Here is a 17119-nt window from a genome sequence, read left to right as displayed (position 1 = left end):
GAGTCATGACCACCTCGCAGGAACGCACCCGCTTCGCGATCGACGACCTGGCCCGGCTCACGCAGTCGGCCCTGGCCGAGGTGGTCCGGGCGGCGGCGACGGGCGACCGCGCCGCCGCCCACCGGGTGCTCGACGGCGCGGCCGAGCGCCGGGGCGCGGTGCTGCGGGCCCGGATGGCGGTCCAGGAGGAGTGCCGCGACCAGTGGGGCACCCGCCAGCTGCCCCGGCTGGCGGGGGAGATGGACCTGGTCGCGGAGCTCGGGCGGCTGGAGGCGCAGGTCGACCGGCTGGCCCGTCAGCTCAGCGCCGGTCCAGTCGGAGCTCCAGGCCTGCGACCTGCGTCTTGAGGTCGGCGATGGCGGCCAGGATCGCCTCGGTCGACTCGTCCACGACCTCCTCGATCTCGTCGGTGACCTCCTCGGCCTCCCGGTCGAGGGCCTCGACGGCGACCGCGATGAAGAGGTTGAGCACGATGTAGGCCGACGCGACGATGTAGACGATGAAGAAGAACCAGGCGGCCGGGTAGGCCTCGACCGACGGCTTGATGATGTTGGCCCAGTCGTCGCCGGTGGTGATGGTGAACATCGCGACCAGCGAGTCGCCCAGGGAGCCGAAGCGCTCGGGATCGGCGTCGCCGAACATCTGGGTCGCCATCACCGCCGAGATGTAGATCAGCATCCCGAGCAGCGCGCCGATCGAGGCCATGCCGGGCACGGTCTTCACCAGCGCGGCGACCACCAGCCGCATCGACCGGATCGTCGAGAGCAGGCGCAGGACGCGCAGTACCCGGAGCACCCGGAGGACGGAGTACGACCCGGCGCCCGGCGTCAGCGCGATCAGCACGACGAACAGGTCGAAGAGGTTCCAGCCGCCCCGGAAGAACGAGCGGCCGTGGGCGTAGATCCGCAGCACGATCTCGATCACGAAGATCACCACGGTGACCCGGCCGACCGCGGTCGTGGCGTCGCCGTGCTCGGCCATCCAGGAGGGGGAGACCTCCGCGCCGATGACGGCCGCGTTGACCAGGATGACGCCGATGATGAACCACTGGAAGCGGGCCGACTCGACGAGCTGCAGGACCCGTTCTCTCACGAGCGGTGAGTCTGTCAGGACCGGAACGCGTCCGCCGGGTAAACCCCGAGGATCTTCACGTCCGTCGTGAAGAACGTGAGCTCCTCGAGCGCCCGGGCCAGGCCGGCGTCGGACGGGTGGCCGTCGACCTCGGCGAGGAACTGGGTGGCGGTGAACTCGCCGCCGACCATGTAGCTCTCCAGCTTGGTCATGTTGACCCCGTTGGTCGCGAACCCGCCGAGCGCCTTGTAGAGCGCCGCCGGCAGGTTGCGGACGTTGAAGATGAAGCTGGTGACCACCGGCCCGTTGCCGGGCGCCGCCTCGACCAGGTCGCGGCTGAGGACGACGAAGCGCGTCGTGTTGTGGTCCTCGTCCTCGACGTCCTCGGCCAGGATCTGCAGGCCGTAGATCTCCGCGGCCAGCGGCGGGCTGATCGCGGCCTGGGTCCGGTCGGCCATCTCGGCGACCTCGCGGGCCGCGCCGGCGGTGTCGCCGGAGATGATCGCCTTCAGGCCGTGCTCGCGGATGATCTTGCGGCACTGGCCCAGCGCGTGGACGTGGCTGTGCACCGTGGTGATCTCGTCGAGCGCGGCACCCGGCACCGCCATCAGGTGGAAGCGAATCCGCAGGAAGTGCTCGGCGATGATGTGCAGCCCCGAGCCGGGCAGGAAGTGGTGGATGTCGGCCACCCGGCCGGCGATCGAGTTGTCGATGGGGATCATCGCCAGGTCGGCCTCGCCGGCCTCCACGGCCGCGAAGACGTCCTCGAACGAGGCGCACGGCACGGACTCCCAGTCGGGGTAGTGCTGCACGCACACCTGGTGGGAGTTGGCGCCGGGCTCGCCCTGGTAGGCGATGCGTCGTCGTTCGGTCACGGCCTGAGTTTAGGGTCGGGGAGTGGTCGTCCTCGGAGTGCTCTCACTGGTCGTCGCGCTGGTCGCCCTGGCGCTGGTCCTGGTGCTGCTGCGCCAGGTCCGCAGCGGCCGTCGTACGACGTCGGCGGAGCTGCCCGAGGACGTGCACGGCCTGCGCCAGGAGGTCGCCGCGCTGCGCACCGAGGCCAAGGACGCGCTGCGCCACCTCGCGGTCGTCCGGTACGACGCGTTCGGCGACATGGGCGGCCACCTCTCCTGGTCGGTGGCCCTGCTCGACGACTCCGGGCACGGCGTGGTGCTGACCTCGATCGCCGGCCGGTCCGAGGCCCGCACCTACGCCAAGAGCATCGCCTCCTGGACCTGCGAGCAGCAGCTCTCGCCCGAGGAGCTCGAGGCGATCGACCACGCGCGCCCGAAGCGCCGCTGATAGGGCACCGGCCCTAGCCTGGGGCCCGTGAGCGGACCGGTCGGCGTGGCGCACGGGGCGTCGTACGTCCTGCAGGGGTTCTCGATGTGGCGCCGGCGTCCGGGGCTGATGCTGCTGGGCATGGTGCCGGCGCTGATCGTGCTGGTGCTGGTGACCGCCGCGCTGGTCGCGCTGGTGCTGACCGTGGGCGACCTGGTCGCGTGGCTGACGCCGTTCGCGGACGACTGGGGCGGCGTCCGGACCCTGCTGCGGGTGGGGCTGGCGCTGCTGGTGGTCGGGGGCGCCGTGCTGCTGGCCAGCGTGACCTTCACCGGGCTGACCCTGGCGATCGGCGACCCGTTCTACGAGCGGATCTGGCGCGAGACCGAGCGGATGATCGGCGGCGAGGTTCCCGAGGGCGGCGTCGGGTTCTGGCGCTCGCTGCGCGACGCGGGCGGGCTGATGCTGGCGGGCGTCGGGATGGCCCTGGTGCTCGCGGTGATCGGCTTCCTGCCGCTGGTCGGCGCGGTGGTCGGCGCGGTGCTGGGCTTCGTGGTCTCCGCGCGGCTGCTGGCCGGCGAGCTGGTCTCGCGGCCGCTGGAGTCCCGGGGTCTCGACCGGGCGGCCCGCCGGGAGGTGCTGGCCGGCCACGGCTCGTCGGTCCTCGGCCTGGGCCTGGCCACCCAGGCGTTCTTCCTGGTCCCGTTCGGCGCCGTCGCCGTCATGCCCGCCGCCGTCGTCGGCTCCACCATGCTCGTGCGGGAGATCCTGGACGGGCGCGACGTCGGGGTAGTCCGTCACACAGGGGTTGTTACCGAGGAGTAGACCAACCACCGTGTGACGGACTACCCCGACGACCTCCTCAGGGCTCCAGGGTGTACCCGAGGCCCGGGCTGGTCAGGAGGTGCCGCGGGTGGGCGGGGTCGGCCTCCAGCTTGCGGCGCAGCTGGGCGGCGTAGACGCGCAGGTAGTGCGACTCGTGCTCGTACGCCGGCCCCCACACCTCGCGCAGCACCTGCTCGCGGGTGACCAGCCGGCCGACGTTGCGGGCGAGCAGCTCGAGGAAGGCCCACTCCGTGGGCGTCAGCCGTACGTCGTCCCCCTCGCGCGCGACCCGCTTGCGCGCGAGGTCGATCACCAGCGGCCCGACCTCGACCACCGCGTCGGACGAGGAGGCCGGAGCGGAGGCGCCGCGTCGTACGGCGGCGCGGAGGCGGGCGAGCAGCTCGTTCATCGCGAACGGCTTGGTGACGTAGTCGTCCGCGCCGAGGTCGAGCGCCTCGACCTTGTCCTCGCCGTGCTGGCGGGCCGAGAGCACGACGATGGGCACGGCCGACCAGCCGCGCAGGCCGGCGATCACCTCGGTGCCGTCGAGGTCGGGCAGGCCGAGGTCGAGGAGCACGACGTCGGGGTGGGTGGAGGCGGCGGCGTCGAGGGCGGAGCGGCCGTCGGCCGCGGTGGTGACCTCCCAGCCGTGGGCGCGCAGGTTGATCGCGAGGGCGCGGGCCAGGGCCGGCTCGTCGTCGACGACCAGCACCCGGGGACTCACGGCAGCGCCCGCGGCAGGGTGAGCACCATGGTCAGCCCGCCGCCCGGGGTGTCCTCGGCCGCCAGCGACCCGCCGACCGACTCGGCCAGCCCGCGGGCGACGGCCAGGCCGAGCCCGAGACCGCCGGGCGAGGAGTCGTCGAGGCGCTGGAAGGGCTCGAACATCCGCTCCCGCTGGGCAGGCGGTACGCCGGGGCCGCGGTCGACGACGAGCACCTCCACAGTCTCCGCCAGCACGTGGGCGAGCACGCGCACCGGCTCGCCGCCGGAGAGCCGTACGGCGTTGCCGACCAGGTTGGCCACCACCCGCTCGAGCAGCCCGGCGTCGGTGAGGACGAGCGGCGCGTCCTCGTCGACCTCGAGCAAGACCAGTCCCGGGCCGTGCCCGGCGACGGCCAGCGGCAGCACCTCGTCGAGGCTGCGCGGGGTGAGCGCGGGCCGCATCAGCCCGGACTGGATGCGGGACAGGTCGAGCAGGTTGTCGATGAGCCGCTCCAGCTGCTCGGTGGAGGAGTCGACGGAGGCGACCAGCTCGGCCCGGTCCGCGGCGTCGAGGGAGCCCGAGACCAGGCCGTCGACCGAGGCCCGCATGGTCGCGAGCGGGGTGCGCAGGTCGTGGGAGACCGCGCGCAGGACGGCGGTGCTGGTCGCCTCGGCGCCTTCCAGCGCGGCCGCCTCCTCCTCGCGGCGCCGCAGCCGGCGGTACTCCAGGACCAGCCCGGTCTGCACCCCGAACGCCTCCAGGACCCGCCGGTCCGAGGCCCGCAGCGGCGACCCGCAGAGGACCAGCAGGTGGTCGTCGTCGACGGTCACCTTGGTGTCCCCGTCGTCGGGGTGCGACGCGCACGGGCCGCCGCTCGAGGCGAGCACGGTCCAGCCGGCCGCGGTGCGCTCCAGCAGCGAGACGGCGTCCTGGCCGAACGTCTCCCGCAACCGGGTGACGACGGCGTCCGCCGTGTCGGTGCCGGTCAGCACCGAGCGCGAGAGCGCGCCGAGGGTGGCCGCCTCCGCCCGCGCCCGTACGGCGTCCGCCGCCCGCCGCGAGGCTCGGTCCACGACGGTCGCGACGGCCACCGCGACCGCCACGAAGACCAGCAGCGCGACCAGGTTCTCCGGCTCGGCGACCGTGATCCGGTTCAGCGGCGGCGTGAAGAACCAGTTCATCAGCACGAAGCCGAGCACCGCCGCGAGCAGGGCCGGCACCAGCCCGCCGACCAGCGCGACCAGCACGGTCAGCGCCAGGAACAGCAGCACGTCGAGCGGCAGCTGGTCGGGCTCGTGGAAGTGGTCCAGCACGACGGTGAGCAGCACCGGCAGCAGCAGGCCGAGCAGCAGGCCGGCGTACTGACGGGTCCGGCTGAGCGGGGAGAGGTACCACCGGGGCCGGCCCGCGCGGGCGCTCTGGTCGTGGGTGACCAGGTGCACGTCGACCGAGCCCGCGAGCTGGGCGACCCGGTCGCCCGTCGTACCGGCGAAGAGCCGGCGCAGCCGGCCGTGCCGGGAGACGCCGACGACGATCATCGTGGCGTTGGCGCCGGTGGCGAAGTCGACCACCGACGTCGGGACGTCCTCGCCGACGACCGAGTGCAGGCTGCCGCCGAGGGAGTCGACGAGCTGCTGGACCTTCGCGACCCGGCGGTCGTCGGGGACGGCCAGCCCGTCGGTGGAGATCACGTGGACGGCGAGCAGCTCCGAGCCCGCGGCGCGCTGGGCGAGGCGGGCGCCCCGCCGCAGCAGGGTCTCCGACTCGGCGCCGCCGGTGACCGCGACGACGATCCGCTCCTTGGTCGGCCAGGGGTGGTCGATGCGGTGCGCGCGGCGGTAGTCGTCGAGCGCGTCGTCGACCCGGTCGGCCAGCCACAGCAGGGCCAGCTCGCGCAGGGCGGTCAGGTTCCCCACCCGGAAGTACGACGTGAGCGAGGCGTCGATGTTGTCGGCCTGGTAGATGTTCCCGTGCGCCATCCGCCGCCGCAGGGCGTCCGGCGACATGTCGACCAGCTGGATCTGGTCGGCCGTGCGGACCACCTCGTCCGGCACCGTCTCGCGCTGCTTGACGCCGGTGATCCGCTCGACCTCGTCGTTCAGCGACTCGAGGTGCTGGATGTTGACGGTGGTGATCACGTCGATGCCGGCCCGGCGGATCTGCTCGATGTCCTCGGCGCGCTTCTCGTGCCGGCTGCCCGGCACGTTGGAGTGCGCGAGCTCGTCGACGCACACGACCTCGGGCCGCCGCGCGATCACCGCGTCGGTGTCCATCTCGGTGAAGGTGGTGCCGCGGTGGACGAGCTCGCGTCGGGGCACCACCTCGAGCCCCTGGACCTGCGCCGTGGTGTGCGGGCGGCCGTGGGTCTCGACGTACCCGACGACGACGTCGGTGCCGCGCTCCCCGCGCCGCCGGGCCTCGCCGAGCATGGCGTAGGTCTTGCCGACGCCGGGCGCGGCACCGAGGTAGACGGTCAGCCGTCCCCGGCGAGGCTCGTGCACGGTCACGATCCTGCCAGCCGCCGGACCGCGAGGTTGAGCAGCAGCACGTTGACGCGCGGCTCGCCGAGCACGCCGAGGGTCCGGCCGGCGGTGTGCTCGGCGACCAGGCGTCGTACGGCGTCCTCGGACAGGTCGTTCGCGGCCGCGACCCGGGGCACCTGGAGGGCGGCGTACGCCTTCGAGATGTCGGGGTCGAGGCCGGACGCCGAGGCGGTGACGGCGTCCGCCGGGACCTCGGAGACCGCGACGCCCTCGCGCTCGGCCACCTCGGCCTGCCGCTCCTCGATGGCGGCGACGAGGTCGGGGCTCTCGGGCCCCAGGTTGGAGCCGTACGTCGACAGCGTGTCCCAGCCCTCGCCGGCGGCCGACGGGCGGGGGAAGAACAGCGCGTCGTCGGTGTTCCCCTGCCCGAGCAGCTCCGAGCCGACCGCCTCCGAGGGGTCGGTCGTGTGCGCGCCGGTCGAGGTGACCAGCGAGCCGCGGGCCTGCCAGGGCGAGGCGACGGCGGCGAAGCCGGTCATCACGAGCGGGTAGGCCAGCCCGAGCAGCAGGGTGGCGGCGACCATCAGGCGCAGCCCGGCGAGGCTCTGGCGGAACAGGTGCAGCAGGTCGGTCATGGCAGTCCTTTGCGGTGGTTGAGGAGGTCGCGCAGCGACCGTCTCGAGACCCGGTGAGCCGAGCGTGGGCCTAGAGCCCGGGGATGAGGGAGACGACGAGGTCGAGGAGCTTGATGCCGACGAACGGCGCGACCAGACCGCCGACGCCGTAGACCAGCAGGTTGCGGCGCAGCAGCGCGGTGGCCGAGGCCGGCTTGTAGTGCACGCCGCGGAGCGCGAGCGGGATCAGCGCGACGATGATCAGCGCGTTGAACACGACCGCCGAGACGATCGCCGACTCCGGCGAGCTGAGCCGCATGACGTTGAGGACGTCGATGCCGGGGAACGCGACCACGAACATCGCGGGCAGGACGGCGAAGTACTTCGCGACGTCGTTGGCCACCGAGAACGTCGTCAGCGCCCCGCGGGTGATGAGCAGCTGCTTGCCGATCTCGACGACGTCGATGAGCTTCGTCGGGTCGCTGTCGAGGTCGACCATGTTGCCGGCCTCCTTGGCGGCGGTCGTGCCCGTGTTCATCGCGACGCCGACGTCGGCCTGGGCCAGCGCCGGGGCGTCGTTGGTGCCGTCGCCGCACATCGCGACCATCCGGCCGCCGGTCTGCTCCTTGCGGATCAGCGCCAGCTTGTCCTCCGGCGTGGCCTCGGCGAGCACGTCGTCCACCCCGGCCTCGGCGGCGATCGCCTTCGCGGTCACCGCGTTGTCGCCGGTGATCATCACCGTGCGGATGCCCATCGCCCGCAGCTCGTCGAAGCGCTCGCGCATCCCCTCCTTCACGACGTCCTTGAGGTGGACGACGCCGAGCAGCCGGTCCTGCTCGGCCACCACGAGCGGCGTGCCGCCGGTCTCGCTGACCTGCTGGACCAGGACGTCGAGCCCGGGGTCGGTCCGGCCCACCCACGCGGTCACCGCGGACGCGGCGCCCTTGCGGATCGACCGGCCGTCGACGTCGAGGCCGCTCATCCGGGTGCTCGCGCTGAACTCCACGAACACCGCCCCCGCGGGCACGTCCGGCCGCTCGCCGACCAGGTCGACGATCGAGCGCCCCTCGGGCGTCTCGTCGGCCAGCGAGGCCAGCAGCGCCGCGTCGGCCAGCTCGCGCTGGGTGACGCCGTCGAGCGGCAGCAGCTCGCTGGCCCGCCGGTTGCCGTAGGTGATGGTGCCGGTCTTGTCGAGCAGGAGCACGTCGACGTCGCCGGCCGCCTCGACCGCGCGGCCCGACATGGCGAGCACGTTGCGGCGCACCAGACGGTCCATCCCGGCGATGCCGATGGCCGAGAGCAGGGCGCCGATGGTGGTGGGGATCAGGCAGACCAGCAGCGCGGTCAGCACCAGGACCGACTGCTGCGCGCCGCTGAAGTCGGCGACGAACCAGAGCGAGCCGACCACGGCCAGGAAGCAGACCGTCAGGGCGGACAGCAGCACGTTCAGCGCGACCTCGTTGGGGGTGCGCTGGCGCTCGGAGCCCTCGACCAGGGCGATCATCCGGTCCACGAACGACTGCCCGGGCTCGGAGGTGATGCGGACGACGATCCGGTCCGACAGGACCGTCGTACCGCCGGTGACCGCGGAGCGGTCGCCGCCCGACTCCCGGATCACGGGGGCCGACTCGCCGGTCACGGCCGACTCGTCGACGGAGGCGACGCCCTCGACGACGTCGCCGTCGCCGGGGATCCGCTGGCCGGCCACGACGACCACCAGGTCGTCCTTGCGCAGCGAGGTCGAGGGGACCTCCTCCACGGAGCCGTCGGGCCGCTGCCGGAAGGCGGTGGTCTCCTGCTGCAGCGCGCGCAGGCTGGCGGCCTGGGCCTTGCCGCGGCCCTCGGCGACCGACTCGGCCAGGTTGCCGAAGATGACGGTCAGCCAGAGCCAGACCGTGACCGACCAGCCGAGCACGCTCGGGTCGGTCACCGACAGGATCGTGGTGAGCAGCGCGCCGAGCCAGACGACGAGCATCACGGGGGTGCGGACCAGCTCGCGCGGGTCCAGCTTGCGGAGGGCGCCAGGGAGGGCCTGGCGAAGGGTGAGGGCGTTCACGACAGGGACTCCACGATCGGACCGAGGGTGAGGACGGGGACGTAGTTCAGGCCGACCACGACCAGGGCGACGCCCGTCAGGAGGACCACGAACAGCGGTCGGTGGGTGGGCAGGGTGCCGGCGCTCTGCGGCAGCCGCTGCTGCGCGGAGAACCGGCCGGCCAGGGCGAGGACGATGAGCATCGGCAGGAACCGGCCCAAGAGCATCAGCAGGCCGAGCAGGGTGTTCCAGAACGGCGTGCCGGAGGTCAGGCCGCCGAACGAGCTGCCGTTGTTGTTGGCGGCCGAGGCGACGGCGTACAGCGCCTCGGTGAAGCCGTGCGGGCCGCTCTCCTGGAGCCCGGCCACGCCGTCGCTCGCGGTGACGGCGACCGCGATGCCGGCGAGCAGCAGGATCGGGGTGGTCAGGACGTACGCCGCGACCAGGACGATCTCGCGCTGGCTGATCTTCTTGCCGAGGTACTCGGGCGTACGACCGACCATCAGGCCGCACAGGAAGACGGTGAGGATCGCCAGCATCAGCATGCCGTAGAGGCCGCTGCCGACGCCGCCGGGCGAGATCTCGCCGAGCATCATCCCGAACAGGGCGACGCCGCCGCCGGGGGCGGTCAGCGAGTCGTGCATGGAGTTCACGGCGCCGGTCGACGTACCCGTGGTGACGGCGGCGAACAGCGCCGAGCCGGCCTCGCCGAAGCGGGCCTCCTTGCCCTCCATCGCGGCCCCGGCGAGCTGCGGCGCCGTCCCAGGGGCCGCCATCTCGGCCCAGGTCAGCAGGCCGACGCCGATCGTCAGCAGGGTCGCCATGACCGACAGGACGGCGACGCCCTGGCGCCGGTCCTTGACGATGAGGCCGAAGGACCACGCGGTGGCGAACGGGATCAGCAGCATCAGGTAGATCGAGACCAGGTTGCTGAGCGCGGTGGGGTTCTCGAACGGGTGGGCGGCGTTCACGTTGTAGAAGCCGCCGCCGTTGGTGCCCAGCTGCTTGATCGCCTCCTGGCTCGCGACCGGGCCGCCGGTGAGCACCTGGGTCGCGCCGTCGAGGGTGGTGAGGTCGGCGTTCGAGGCGAGGTTCTGCACGACGCCGAGCAGGATCAGCACGGCGGCGCCGAGCACGGAGATCGGCAGCAGCACACGGACGACGCCGCGCACCAGGTCGGTGAAGAAGCTGCCGATCCGGGCGTGCCCCCCGCTGCGGGCGAGCCCGCGGGCGAACGCGGCGGCGACGGCCATGCCGACCGCGGCCGACACGAAGTTCTGCACGGTCAGGCCGGACATCTGCATCAGGTGGCCCAGGGCGGCCTCGCCGGAGTACCACTGCCAGTTCGTGTTCGTCACGAAGCTGACCGCGGTGTTCCAGGAGCCGTCCGGCGTCAGCGGCCCGAAGCCCAGGCTCAGCGGCAGGTGCTGCTGGAGCCGGCCGAACGCGTAGAGCACCAGGATGCCGACCATCGAGAAGCCGAGCACCGACATCGCGTAGCTGCGCCAGTGCTGGTCGGCGTCGGGGTCGACGCGCAGGACGCGGTACGCCGCCCGCTCGACCCGTAGGTGCTTCGGCGAGGTGTAGACGTGGGCGAGGTAGCGGCCCAGGAAGGGGACGGAGACGGCCAGCGCGACGACGAGCACCGCGAGCTGGCCGAGGGCCGGGGCGAGGTCGCTCACCGGTCGAGCGCCCGGGTCAGGAGCGCCATCGCCACGAAGGCGAGCAGCGTCAGGGCGAGGTAGAGAAGATCGGTCACGTCCTCATTGATAGGTCCGTCGTACGGCGTCCTCACGCGTCCTTGACGGTTCCTTGACGGCCTCCCGGTCGGCCTTGACGGGATCCGGACGGTGGGTCAGTCGTCGACCCGGCTGCCGGATGCCCGACCCGCGGTGCGCGGTCACGGGGCGAGGCGACCGTCGGCCACGAGGGTGCCCGTCCGCTTCACCACGGTGCCCCACGGCGAGATCTCGAGCGCCACGATGCCCGGCAGCGACCCGACTCCCTGGGTGACGAGCTCGTAGAGCTCACGGTGGTCGCGGGAGGTGACCGACACCAGGAGGTTGTGCTGGCCGGTGATGGCGGCGGCGTACTCGACCCCGGGCAGGTCCGCGACCCTCCGCCCGGCCGCGTCGAGGTCGCCGGGCCGGACGGTGGCCCACAGGTGAGCGGCGACCGCGCGGTCGATCACGTCCGGCGAGACGTCGACGTCGAGGTAGACCAGCCCGGCGGCGAGCAGGGACCGGAGCCGGCGGCGCGCGGCCCCGGCGGTGGTGCCGGACACGGCGGCGAGGTCGGCGTACGTCGCCCGGCCGTCCTCGCTCAGGCGCGCCAGCAGGGCGCGATCGTGGGCGTCGGGCGGGAGGAGTGGCCAGGTGGACGCGTCGGGGGCGGGGTCGGAGACGGACCACTCGGTGAGTGCGGCCCGCTGGGCGTCGTCGAGTGCGCGCAGCCCGGTCGGCTCGGAGAGCTCGACGACGTAGCCGTGCATCACCATGGCCACCTCGACGCCCAGGACCGGGCTGCTGCGCGGCAGCCGGTCGACCAGGAGGTCCTCGCGGATCCGGGCGGAGGGGCTGCGCACCGAGCAGACGACCTCGACGGCGCCAGCGGCGATCGACACCCAGGAGACGTCCTCGCGCTGGGCGAGGGCCCGAGCGAGGGCGGGCGCGCCGCCGGGGCGGCACCGGATCCGCACCACCCAGGCGGTCTCGCCCCGCCCCTCGGGCCGGCGGACGCCGAGCACCCGGACGATCCCGTCCCGGCGCATCCGCCGGTAGCGCCTCGCCACGGTCTGCTCGGAGATGCCGAGCACCCCGGCGAGCACCGCGAACGGAGCGCGGGGCGCCAGGTGCAGGCTGTGGAGGATCTGTCGATCGATCTGGTCGAGAGCGACACTTTCCTCGGGCACGGAGTCGATGATGGCAGATCGATGCGCCCACCCCGTGATGTGCGGTGGAGAGATCCCTGCCGGCCCGGAGACTTCCGACGCGGCCCGCATCCCGGCGGGCCCACGATCCGAGGAAGCCACCATGCCCACCGCTGCCGTCGCGCGAGCCGCCGACGCCCCCACCCGCGAGGCCACCCTGACGATCGGGCTCGCCGTGCTCGGCGTGTTCGTCACCTACGTCCCCATCTCGGCCACCAGCGTGGCCCTCACCACGATCGGAACCGCCACCGGCGCCTCCACCGCCGACCTGCAGTGGGTCAGCGACGCGTACGTGATCCCGATGGCCGCCACCGTGCTGTCCGCCGGGGTGCTCGGCGACCTCTACGGCCGCCGGCGGGCCTTCATCGTGGGCATGCTCCTCACCGTCCTCGGCGCGATCGTGGCCGGCAGCGCCGGGCTCGCGTCCGGCTCCACCGCGGTCCACACGCTGTGGCTGGGCCAGGCGGTCAGTGGCCTCGGCGCCGGGCTGCTGCTGCCCACCACTCTGGCGCTGATCGGCCACGCCGTGCCCGACCCGCGTCGACGCGGGCGGTTCATCGGCATGTGGGCCACCGGCCTGATGCTCGGGCTCGCCCTCGGCCCGATCATCTCCGGCAGCCTCCTCGAGGCGACCGACGACTGGGGCTGGATCTTCGCCCCGACGGCCGCGCTCGCCCTGGCCGCCGGTGGCGTCGCTCTCGCCCTGCTTCCGGAGTCGAAGGCCCCGGAGGGGCGCCGCCCCGACTGGGGCGGTCAGGCCTGCGCGACGGTGACCATCGCCTCCTCGATCTACGCCACCATCAGCGGTGGCCAGCACGGGTGGTCCGCCACCAGCACCTGGCTCGGGTACGCCGTCGCGGTCATCGCCCTGATCGGGTTCGTGGCCGTCGAGCTCACCACCGAGACGCCACTCATGGACCTGCGGCTGTTCCGCTCCGCCGACTTCACCGCGGCCGGCGTCTCCGCGCTCGTGGCGCTCTTCTCCGTCGTGGGGGCGTTCTTCCTGCTCAGCCTGTTCCTGGGCTACGTCCAGCACCTGTCCGCGCTCGAGATCGGCGGCCGGATGGTGTTCGTGACCGGCGTGGGAGCCCTGGTGCCCCCGTTCCTCGGACCCTTCCTCCACCGGCTGCAGCCGTTGCTGCTGCTCGCCGGAGGCCTGGCCGTGAGCGCCGTCGGCGTCGTCGCGCTGACCGGCATCGAGGCCGGGACCGGCTACGCCGATCTCGCCTGGCGGCTCGCGATCTTCGGCGTCGGGCTGGCGATCACGATGACCACGGTCTCCACGGCCGCCATCAACGCGGTCCCCTGGCAGCAGGCCGGCATGGCGGCGGCCACCAACACCGCCCTGCGTCAGTACGGCGGCGCCCTGGGGCCGGCGATCCTCGGCGTGGTGTTCTCCGACCGGCTGGCCGCGGGCGCGACGCCCACGGAGGCCGTGCACACGGCGCTCGTCGTCAACGCCACGTTGCTCGGCATCGCGGCGCTGCTGTGCCTGGCGGCCGGCGTGGTCGACGGCGTACGCCGGCGGGTCCGACCGTCGGTCGGCATGTCGGCGACCGACGACCGATGAACCACGCCGACTCTGCGGGTCTCAGCATCCGTGAACACGAATCCCGGACCACGAACGACGGTCGACCCGTGCTGACCGAGATCGCGACCGGCGTGCTGGTCCACCAGAGCCCGCTGCTGCGCAACAACACCGTGGTCGTCGAGGGCCGGGACGGCGTGCTGCTCGTCGATCCCGGCATCACCGGGGCTGAGATGGGCTGCCTCGCCGCCGACCTGCGCGCGCGGGGTCTGCCGGTGGTGGCCGGCTTCGCCACGCACCCGGACTGGGACCACGTGCTCTGGCACGAGGCCCTGGGCGACGTGCCCCGCTACGGCACGGCGCGCTGCGCGGGCGTCCTGCGCGAGGTCCGGTCGCACCCGGACTGGCGAGCCCGGGTGGCGGCGGGCCTCCCACCGGAGATCGCCGGGGAGACGCCGCTCGACCTCTTCGGTCTCGCCACGGGTCTGCCGGCCGGCGGGACGGAGGTCCCCTGGGACGGCCCGCCGGTGCGGGTCGTGGAGCACCCGGCGCACTCGCCCGGGCACGCGGCCCTGGTGGTCGAGGAGCAGGGGGTGCTGGTCGCGGGCGACATGCTCTCCGACGTGTTCGTCCCGATGCTCGACGACGTCGGCGCCACGAACGACCCGGTCGAGGAGTACCTCGTCGGGCTCGACGTGCTGGAGACCGCCGCGGCGGGCGTCGAGGTCGTCGTACCGGGTCACGGGTCGGTCGGTCGGGGCGACCAGGTGGACGCCCGGATCGAGCTGGACCGGGCCTACCTGCACGCCCTGCGCGAGGGGCGTCACGTGGACGACCCGCGCATCGGCCCCGCGGTCGAGCCCGGCTGGGAGTGGGTGCGCGACATCCACGAGGGCCAGGTGCGGAGCCTCGCCCGTCGGCCCGGTCAGTAGCGGACGTAGATCCTCGGCGTGCCGTGACCGGCCGCGGCCGGGACTCGACGACGAGGTGCCGCCCACCACACCGGGAACTCGGGGCCGACCACGCTCGTTCTCCCAGGACCATGCGCAAGAAGAAACCTCGACGATCCCAGGCCACCCGACTCGTTCCTGAGGCGGGTGGCCGATGACGACCATCCTCTCGCTGCTCCTGGGCCTGCTGGTGGTGCTCGCGATCACCGCGGCGACCGGCTACTTCGTGGCCCAGGAGTTCGCCTACATGGCGGTCGACCGCTCCCGCCTCAAGGCCCGCGCCGCCGCGGGTGACGCCACCGCCGAACGAGCGCTGAAGGTCACCCGCCGTACGTCGTTCATGCTGTCCGGCGCCCAGCTCGGCATCACCGTCACCGGCCTGCTGGTCGGGTACGTCGCCGAGCCGCTGATCGGTGACTCGCTCGGCGAACTGCTGGGCGGGGTCGGGGTGCCGACCGGCGTCGGCATCGCGATCGGCACCGTGCTGGCGCTGGTCTTCTCGACCCTGGTGCAGATGCTGTTCGGCGAGCTGTTCCCCAAGAACCTGGCCATCGCCCGGCCGGAGCCGGTCGCCGACCGGCTGGCGATCTCGACGCTGGCCTACCTGAAGGCCACCGGGCCGCTGATCTGGGTCTTCGACCAGTCCTCCAACCTGCTGCTCCGCGCGCTGCGCATCGAGCCGGTCCACGACGTCGAGCACTCCGCGACCGCCCGCGACCTCGAGCACATCGTGGCCGAGTCGCGCGAGACCGGCGACCTCCCGGAGGAGCTCTCGGTCCTGCTCGACCGGGTCCTGGACTTCCCGACCCGCGACGTCGAGCACGCGATGGTGCCGCGCAGCCGCGTCGACGTGGTCGCGGTCGGCACCGACGTCCCCGAGGTACGACGGCTGATGGCCACCGGCCACTCCCGCTACCCCGTGGTCGACGCGGAGCAGGGCATCGCGGGCGTCGTCCACCTCGGCGACGTCCTGGACGCCGCGCCCGGCGCGACGCTCGCCGACCTGACCCGCCCGCCGCTCGTCGTCCCCACCCGGATGGCGCTGCCGGACGCCCTGAAGGAGCTGGCCAGCACCCGCAACGAGCTGGCCGCCGTCGTCGACGAGTACGGCGGCTTCGTGGGCGTGCTCACCCTGGAGGACCTGGCCGAGGAGCTGGTCGGCGAGCTGACCGACGAGCACGACACCGACGACGAGCCGGTCGCGGTCGACGAGGCCGACGGCTCCTGGCTGGTGCCGGCCGACCTGCCGCTCGACGAGGTCGAGCGCGCGCTGGGCCAGGACCTGCCCGACGGCGACTACCAGACCCTCGGCGGCCTGGTCATCGCCGAGCACGGCCGGCTGCCCGAGGTCGGCACCGTCGTGGAGATCCGGCTGCCGGACGACCCGGCCGACCTGGTCCAGGACGGCGAGCCCGCCCCGCGCCTCGCGCGGCTGGAGGTGGTCGAGGTGGAGCAGCACGTCCCCGCGACCGTGCGCGTGACCGTCCACGCGGTCACCAACGAGGTGGAGGAGTCCTGATGGAGAACCCCGTCGTGGTGGCCGTCGCCACCGTCGTCATCATCGCCGCGAGCGCGTTCTTCGTGGCCGTCGAGTTCGCGCTCATGGCGGCCAAGAAGCACCGTCTCGAGGACGCCGCCCCGAACAGTCGGTCGGCCCGGGCCGCGCTCCGCAGCTCCTCGGAGCTGACCGTGCTGCTCGCCGGCTCCCAGCTGGGCATCACCATCAGCGTGCTGGCGCTCGGCGCGATCACCAAGCCGGCCGTCCACCACTGGCTGACCCCGCTGTTCGAGGGCTGGGGCGTCGTGCTCTGGGCCGCCGACGTCGCGGGCTTCGTGCTGGCGCTGATCGTGGTGACCTTCCTGCACCTGGTCGTCGGCGAGATGGCGCCCAAGTCGTGGGCCATCGCCCACCCGGAGCGTTCGGCCACGCTGCTGGCGATCCCGATGCGCGGCTTCATGCTCCTCACCCGCCCGCTGCTCCGCGGCCTCAACAACGCCGCGAACTGGTGTCTGCGCAAGGTCGGGGTCGAGGCCGTCGACGAGATGGCCGGCGGCCAGGACCCGGCCGGCCTGCGACAGCTCGTCGAGCACTCGGCCAACGTCGGCGCGCTGGACGCGTCGTACTCCGCCCAGCTGACGGGCGCCCTGGAGCTGGAGACCCTCACCCTGGGCGACCTGGTCCGGGCGGCCACGCCCACCGCGGTGCCCGAGGGCGCGCGGGTCGCGGACGTCCAGGCGGCGAGCCGTCGGACCGGCCACCTGCGGATCCTGGTCGGCGACGCCGACCGGACCGTGGGCCTGGTGCACGTCCGCGACACCCTCGAGGAGGACGCCGAGGGCCCGATCGCCCCGCTCACCCGGCCGGTCCTGTCGCTGCCCGCCGACACCACGGTGTACGCCGCCCTCGCGCGGATGCGGGAGTCCAGCAACCAGCTGGCCGTGGTCACCGACCCGGCCGGCCCCGACGGCGGCCCGGACCGGGTCCGCGGTCTGGTCACCATCGCCGACCTGCTCCAGCGCCTGTTCCCGCTCCGCGAGCAGCCCGCCTGACGCCGAGTCGGCGTGAGGGTGGTGCCGAGTCGGCGCGAGTTCGCGCCGACTCGGCGACCCGGCTGGGTCTCCCGCGGGAGCGGAATGGGTCTCGACACGCCGGTCGCGGCTTCGCGAGCTCAGCCGCGCGGCTCGCTCGACCACCAT

General features: G+C 73.2%; 15 protein-coding genes. 7 read left to right on the top strand and 8 right to left on the bottom strand.

Annotation, left to right across the window (positions count from 1 at the left end; translation table 11 throughout):
- Positions 1-5: 5 nt before the first annotated feature.
- Positions 6-347, top strand: coding sequence for a hypothetical protein (locus V7S47_RS08495; RefSeq protein WP_090852019.1), 342 nt, complete (start codon positions 6-8; stop codon positions 345-347).
- Here the strand turns inward: V7S47_RS08495 and V7S47_RS08490 are convergent.
- Complete coding sequence (locus tag V7S47_RS08490; RefSeq protein WP_336561165.1) at positions 301-1092, bottom strand: ion transporter; 792 nt, start codon at positions 1090-1092, stop codon at positions 301-303. The two genes, V7S47_RS08495 and V7S47_RS08490, sit on opposite strands and share 47 nt — an antisense overlap.
- 14 nt (positions 1093-1106) lie before the next feature.
- A complete protein-coding gene (locus V7S47_RS08485) occupies positions 1107-1946 on the bottom strand; it encodes a prephenate dehydratase (protein ID WP_090852021.1) in 840 nt (279 codons plus the stop codon).
- A gap of 22 nt (positions 1947-1968) precedes the next feature.
- Here V7S47_RS08485 and V7S47_RS08480 point away from each other — a divergent pair, with 22 nt between their 5' ends.
- A complete protein-coding gene (locus tag V7S47_RS08480) occupies positions 1969-2373 on the top strand; it encodes a DUF4446 family protein (RefSeq protein ID WP_336561164.1) in 405 nt (134 codons plus the stop codon).
- 27 nt (positions 2374-2400) lie between these two features.
- Positions 2401-3177 carry an EI24 domain-containing protein gene (locus V7S47_RS08475; RefSeq protein WP_336561163.1) on the top strand — a complete coding sequence of 259 codons (777 nt, stop codon included), beginning with the start codon at positions 2401-2403 and terminating at the stop codon, positions 3175-3177.
- Positions 3178-3214: 37 nt separating this feature from the next.
- Here the strand turns inward: V7S47_RS08475 and V7S47_RS08470 are convergent, their stop codons facing one another.
- The 6 genes from V7S47_RS08470 to V7S47_RS08445 all read right to left on the bottom strand — a co-directional run bounded on the left by V7S47_RS08470 (position 3215) and on the right by V7S47_RS08445 (position 11926).
- The gene (locus V7S47_RS08470) at positions 3215-3901 is read right to left on the bottom strand and encodes a response regulator transcription factor (RefSeq protein WP_336561162.1); all 687 of its coding nucleotides are present in this window, start codon (positions 3899-3901) and stop codon (positions 3215-3217) included.
- Positions 3898-6384, bottom strand: coding sequence for a sensor histidine kinase (locus V7S47_RS08465; protein WP_336561161.1), 2487 nt, complete (start codon positions 6382-6384; stop codon positions 3898-3900). The genes V7S47_RS08470 and V7S47_RS08465 overlap by 4 nt, the downstream gene beginning before the upstream one ends.
- 2 nt (positions 6385-6386) lie before the next feature.
- Entirely contained in the window at positions 6387-7001 is a 615-nt protein-coding gene (kdpC, locus tag V7S47_RS08460; RefSeq protein WP_336561160.1) for a potassium-transporting ATPase subunit KdpC, read from the bottom strand.
- 70 nt (positions 7002-7071) lie between these two features.
- Positions 7072-9036, bottom strand: coding sequence for a potassium-transporting ATPase subunit KdpB (gene kdpB, locus V7S47_RS08455; RefSeq protein WP_336561159.1), 1965 nt, complete (start codon positions 9034-9036; stop codon positions 7072-7074).
- Positions 9033-10697, bottom strand: a complete 1665-nt coding sequence (gene kdpA, locus V7S47_RS08450) for a potassium-transporting ATPase subunit KdpA (protein WP_336561158.1) — start codon at positions 10695-10697, stop codon at positions 9033-9035. Before kdpA ends, kdpB begins: the two co-directional genes overlap by 4 nt.
- 218 nt (positions 10698-10915) lie before the next feature.
- Positions 10916-11926, bottom strand: coding sequence for an Lrp/AsnC family transcriptional regulator (locus V7S47_RS08445; protein WP_336561157.1), 1011 nt, complete (start codon positions 11924-11926; stop codon positions 10916-10918).
- Between the two features lie 121 nt (positions 11927-12047).
- Here V7S47_RS08445 and V7S47_RS08440 point away from each other — a divergent pair, with 121 nt between their 5' ends.
- From V7S47_RS08440 to V7S47_RS08425, 4 genes are all read left to right on the top strand, one after another.
- Positions 12048-13514, top strand: a complete 1467-nt coding sequence (locus V7S47_RS08440; protein WP_336561156.1) for an MFS transporter — start codon at positions 12048-12050, stop codon at positions 13512-13514.
- A 68-nt stretch (positions 13515-13582) separates the two neighbouring features.
- Positions 13583-14404, top strand: a complete 822-nt coding sequence (locus tag V7S47_RS08435) for an MBL fold metallo-hydrolase (protein ID WP_336561155.1) — start codon at positions 13583-13585, stop codon at positions 14402-14404.
- Between the two features lie 172 nt (positions 14405-14576).
- The gene (locus V7S47_RS08430; protein ID WP_336561154.1) at positions 14577-15941 is read left to right on the top strand and encodes a hemolysin family protein; all 1365 of its coding nucleotides are present in this window, start codon (positions 14577-14579) and stop codon (positions 15939-15941) included.
- Positions 15941-16972: a hemolysin family protein gene (locus V7S47_RS08425; protein WP_336561153.1), complete on the top strand. Its 1032-nt coding sequence runs from the start codon at positions 15941-15943 to the stop codon at positions 16970-16972. Before V7S47_RS08430 ends, V7S47_RS08425 begins: the two co-directional genes overlap by 1 nt.
- The last annotated feature ends 147 nt before the right edge of the window (positions 16973-17119 follow it).

The organism is Nocardioides sp. CCNWLW216, from assembly GCF_037120545.1.
GTDB lineage: Bacteria > Actinomycetota > Actinomycetes > Propionibacteriales > Nocardioidaceae > Nocardioides > Nocardioides lianchengensis.
Note: the sequence above shows the minus strand (reverse complement) of the source record. Positions and strands in the feature narration are given on the sequence as shown.

What these genes read in the sequence shown, in the direction of transcription:
- V7S47_RS08495 (WP_090852019.1), top strand. Translation starts at nt 6, where the DNA reads ATGACCACCTCGCAGGAACGCACCCGCTTCGCGATCGACGACCTGGCC.
- V7S47_RS08440 (WP_336561156.1), top strand. Translation starts at nt 12,048, where the DNA reads ATGCCCACCGCTGCCGTCGCGCGAGCCGCCGACGCCCCCACCCGCGAG.
- V7S47_RS08425 (WP_336561153.1), top strand. Translation starts at nt 15,941, where the DNA reads ATGGAGAACCCCGTCGTGGTGGCCGTCGCCACCGTCGTCATCATCGCC.
- kdpC (WP_336561160.1), bottom strand. Translation starts at nt 7,001, where the DNA reads ATGACCGACCTGCTGCACCTGTTCCGCCAGAGCCTCGCCGGGCTGCGC.
- V7S47_RS08430 (WP_336561154.1), top strand. Translation starts at nt 14,577, where the DNA reads ATGACGACCATCCTCTCGCTGCTCCTGGGCCTGCTGGTGGTGCTCGCG.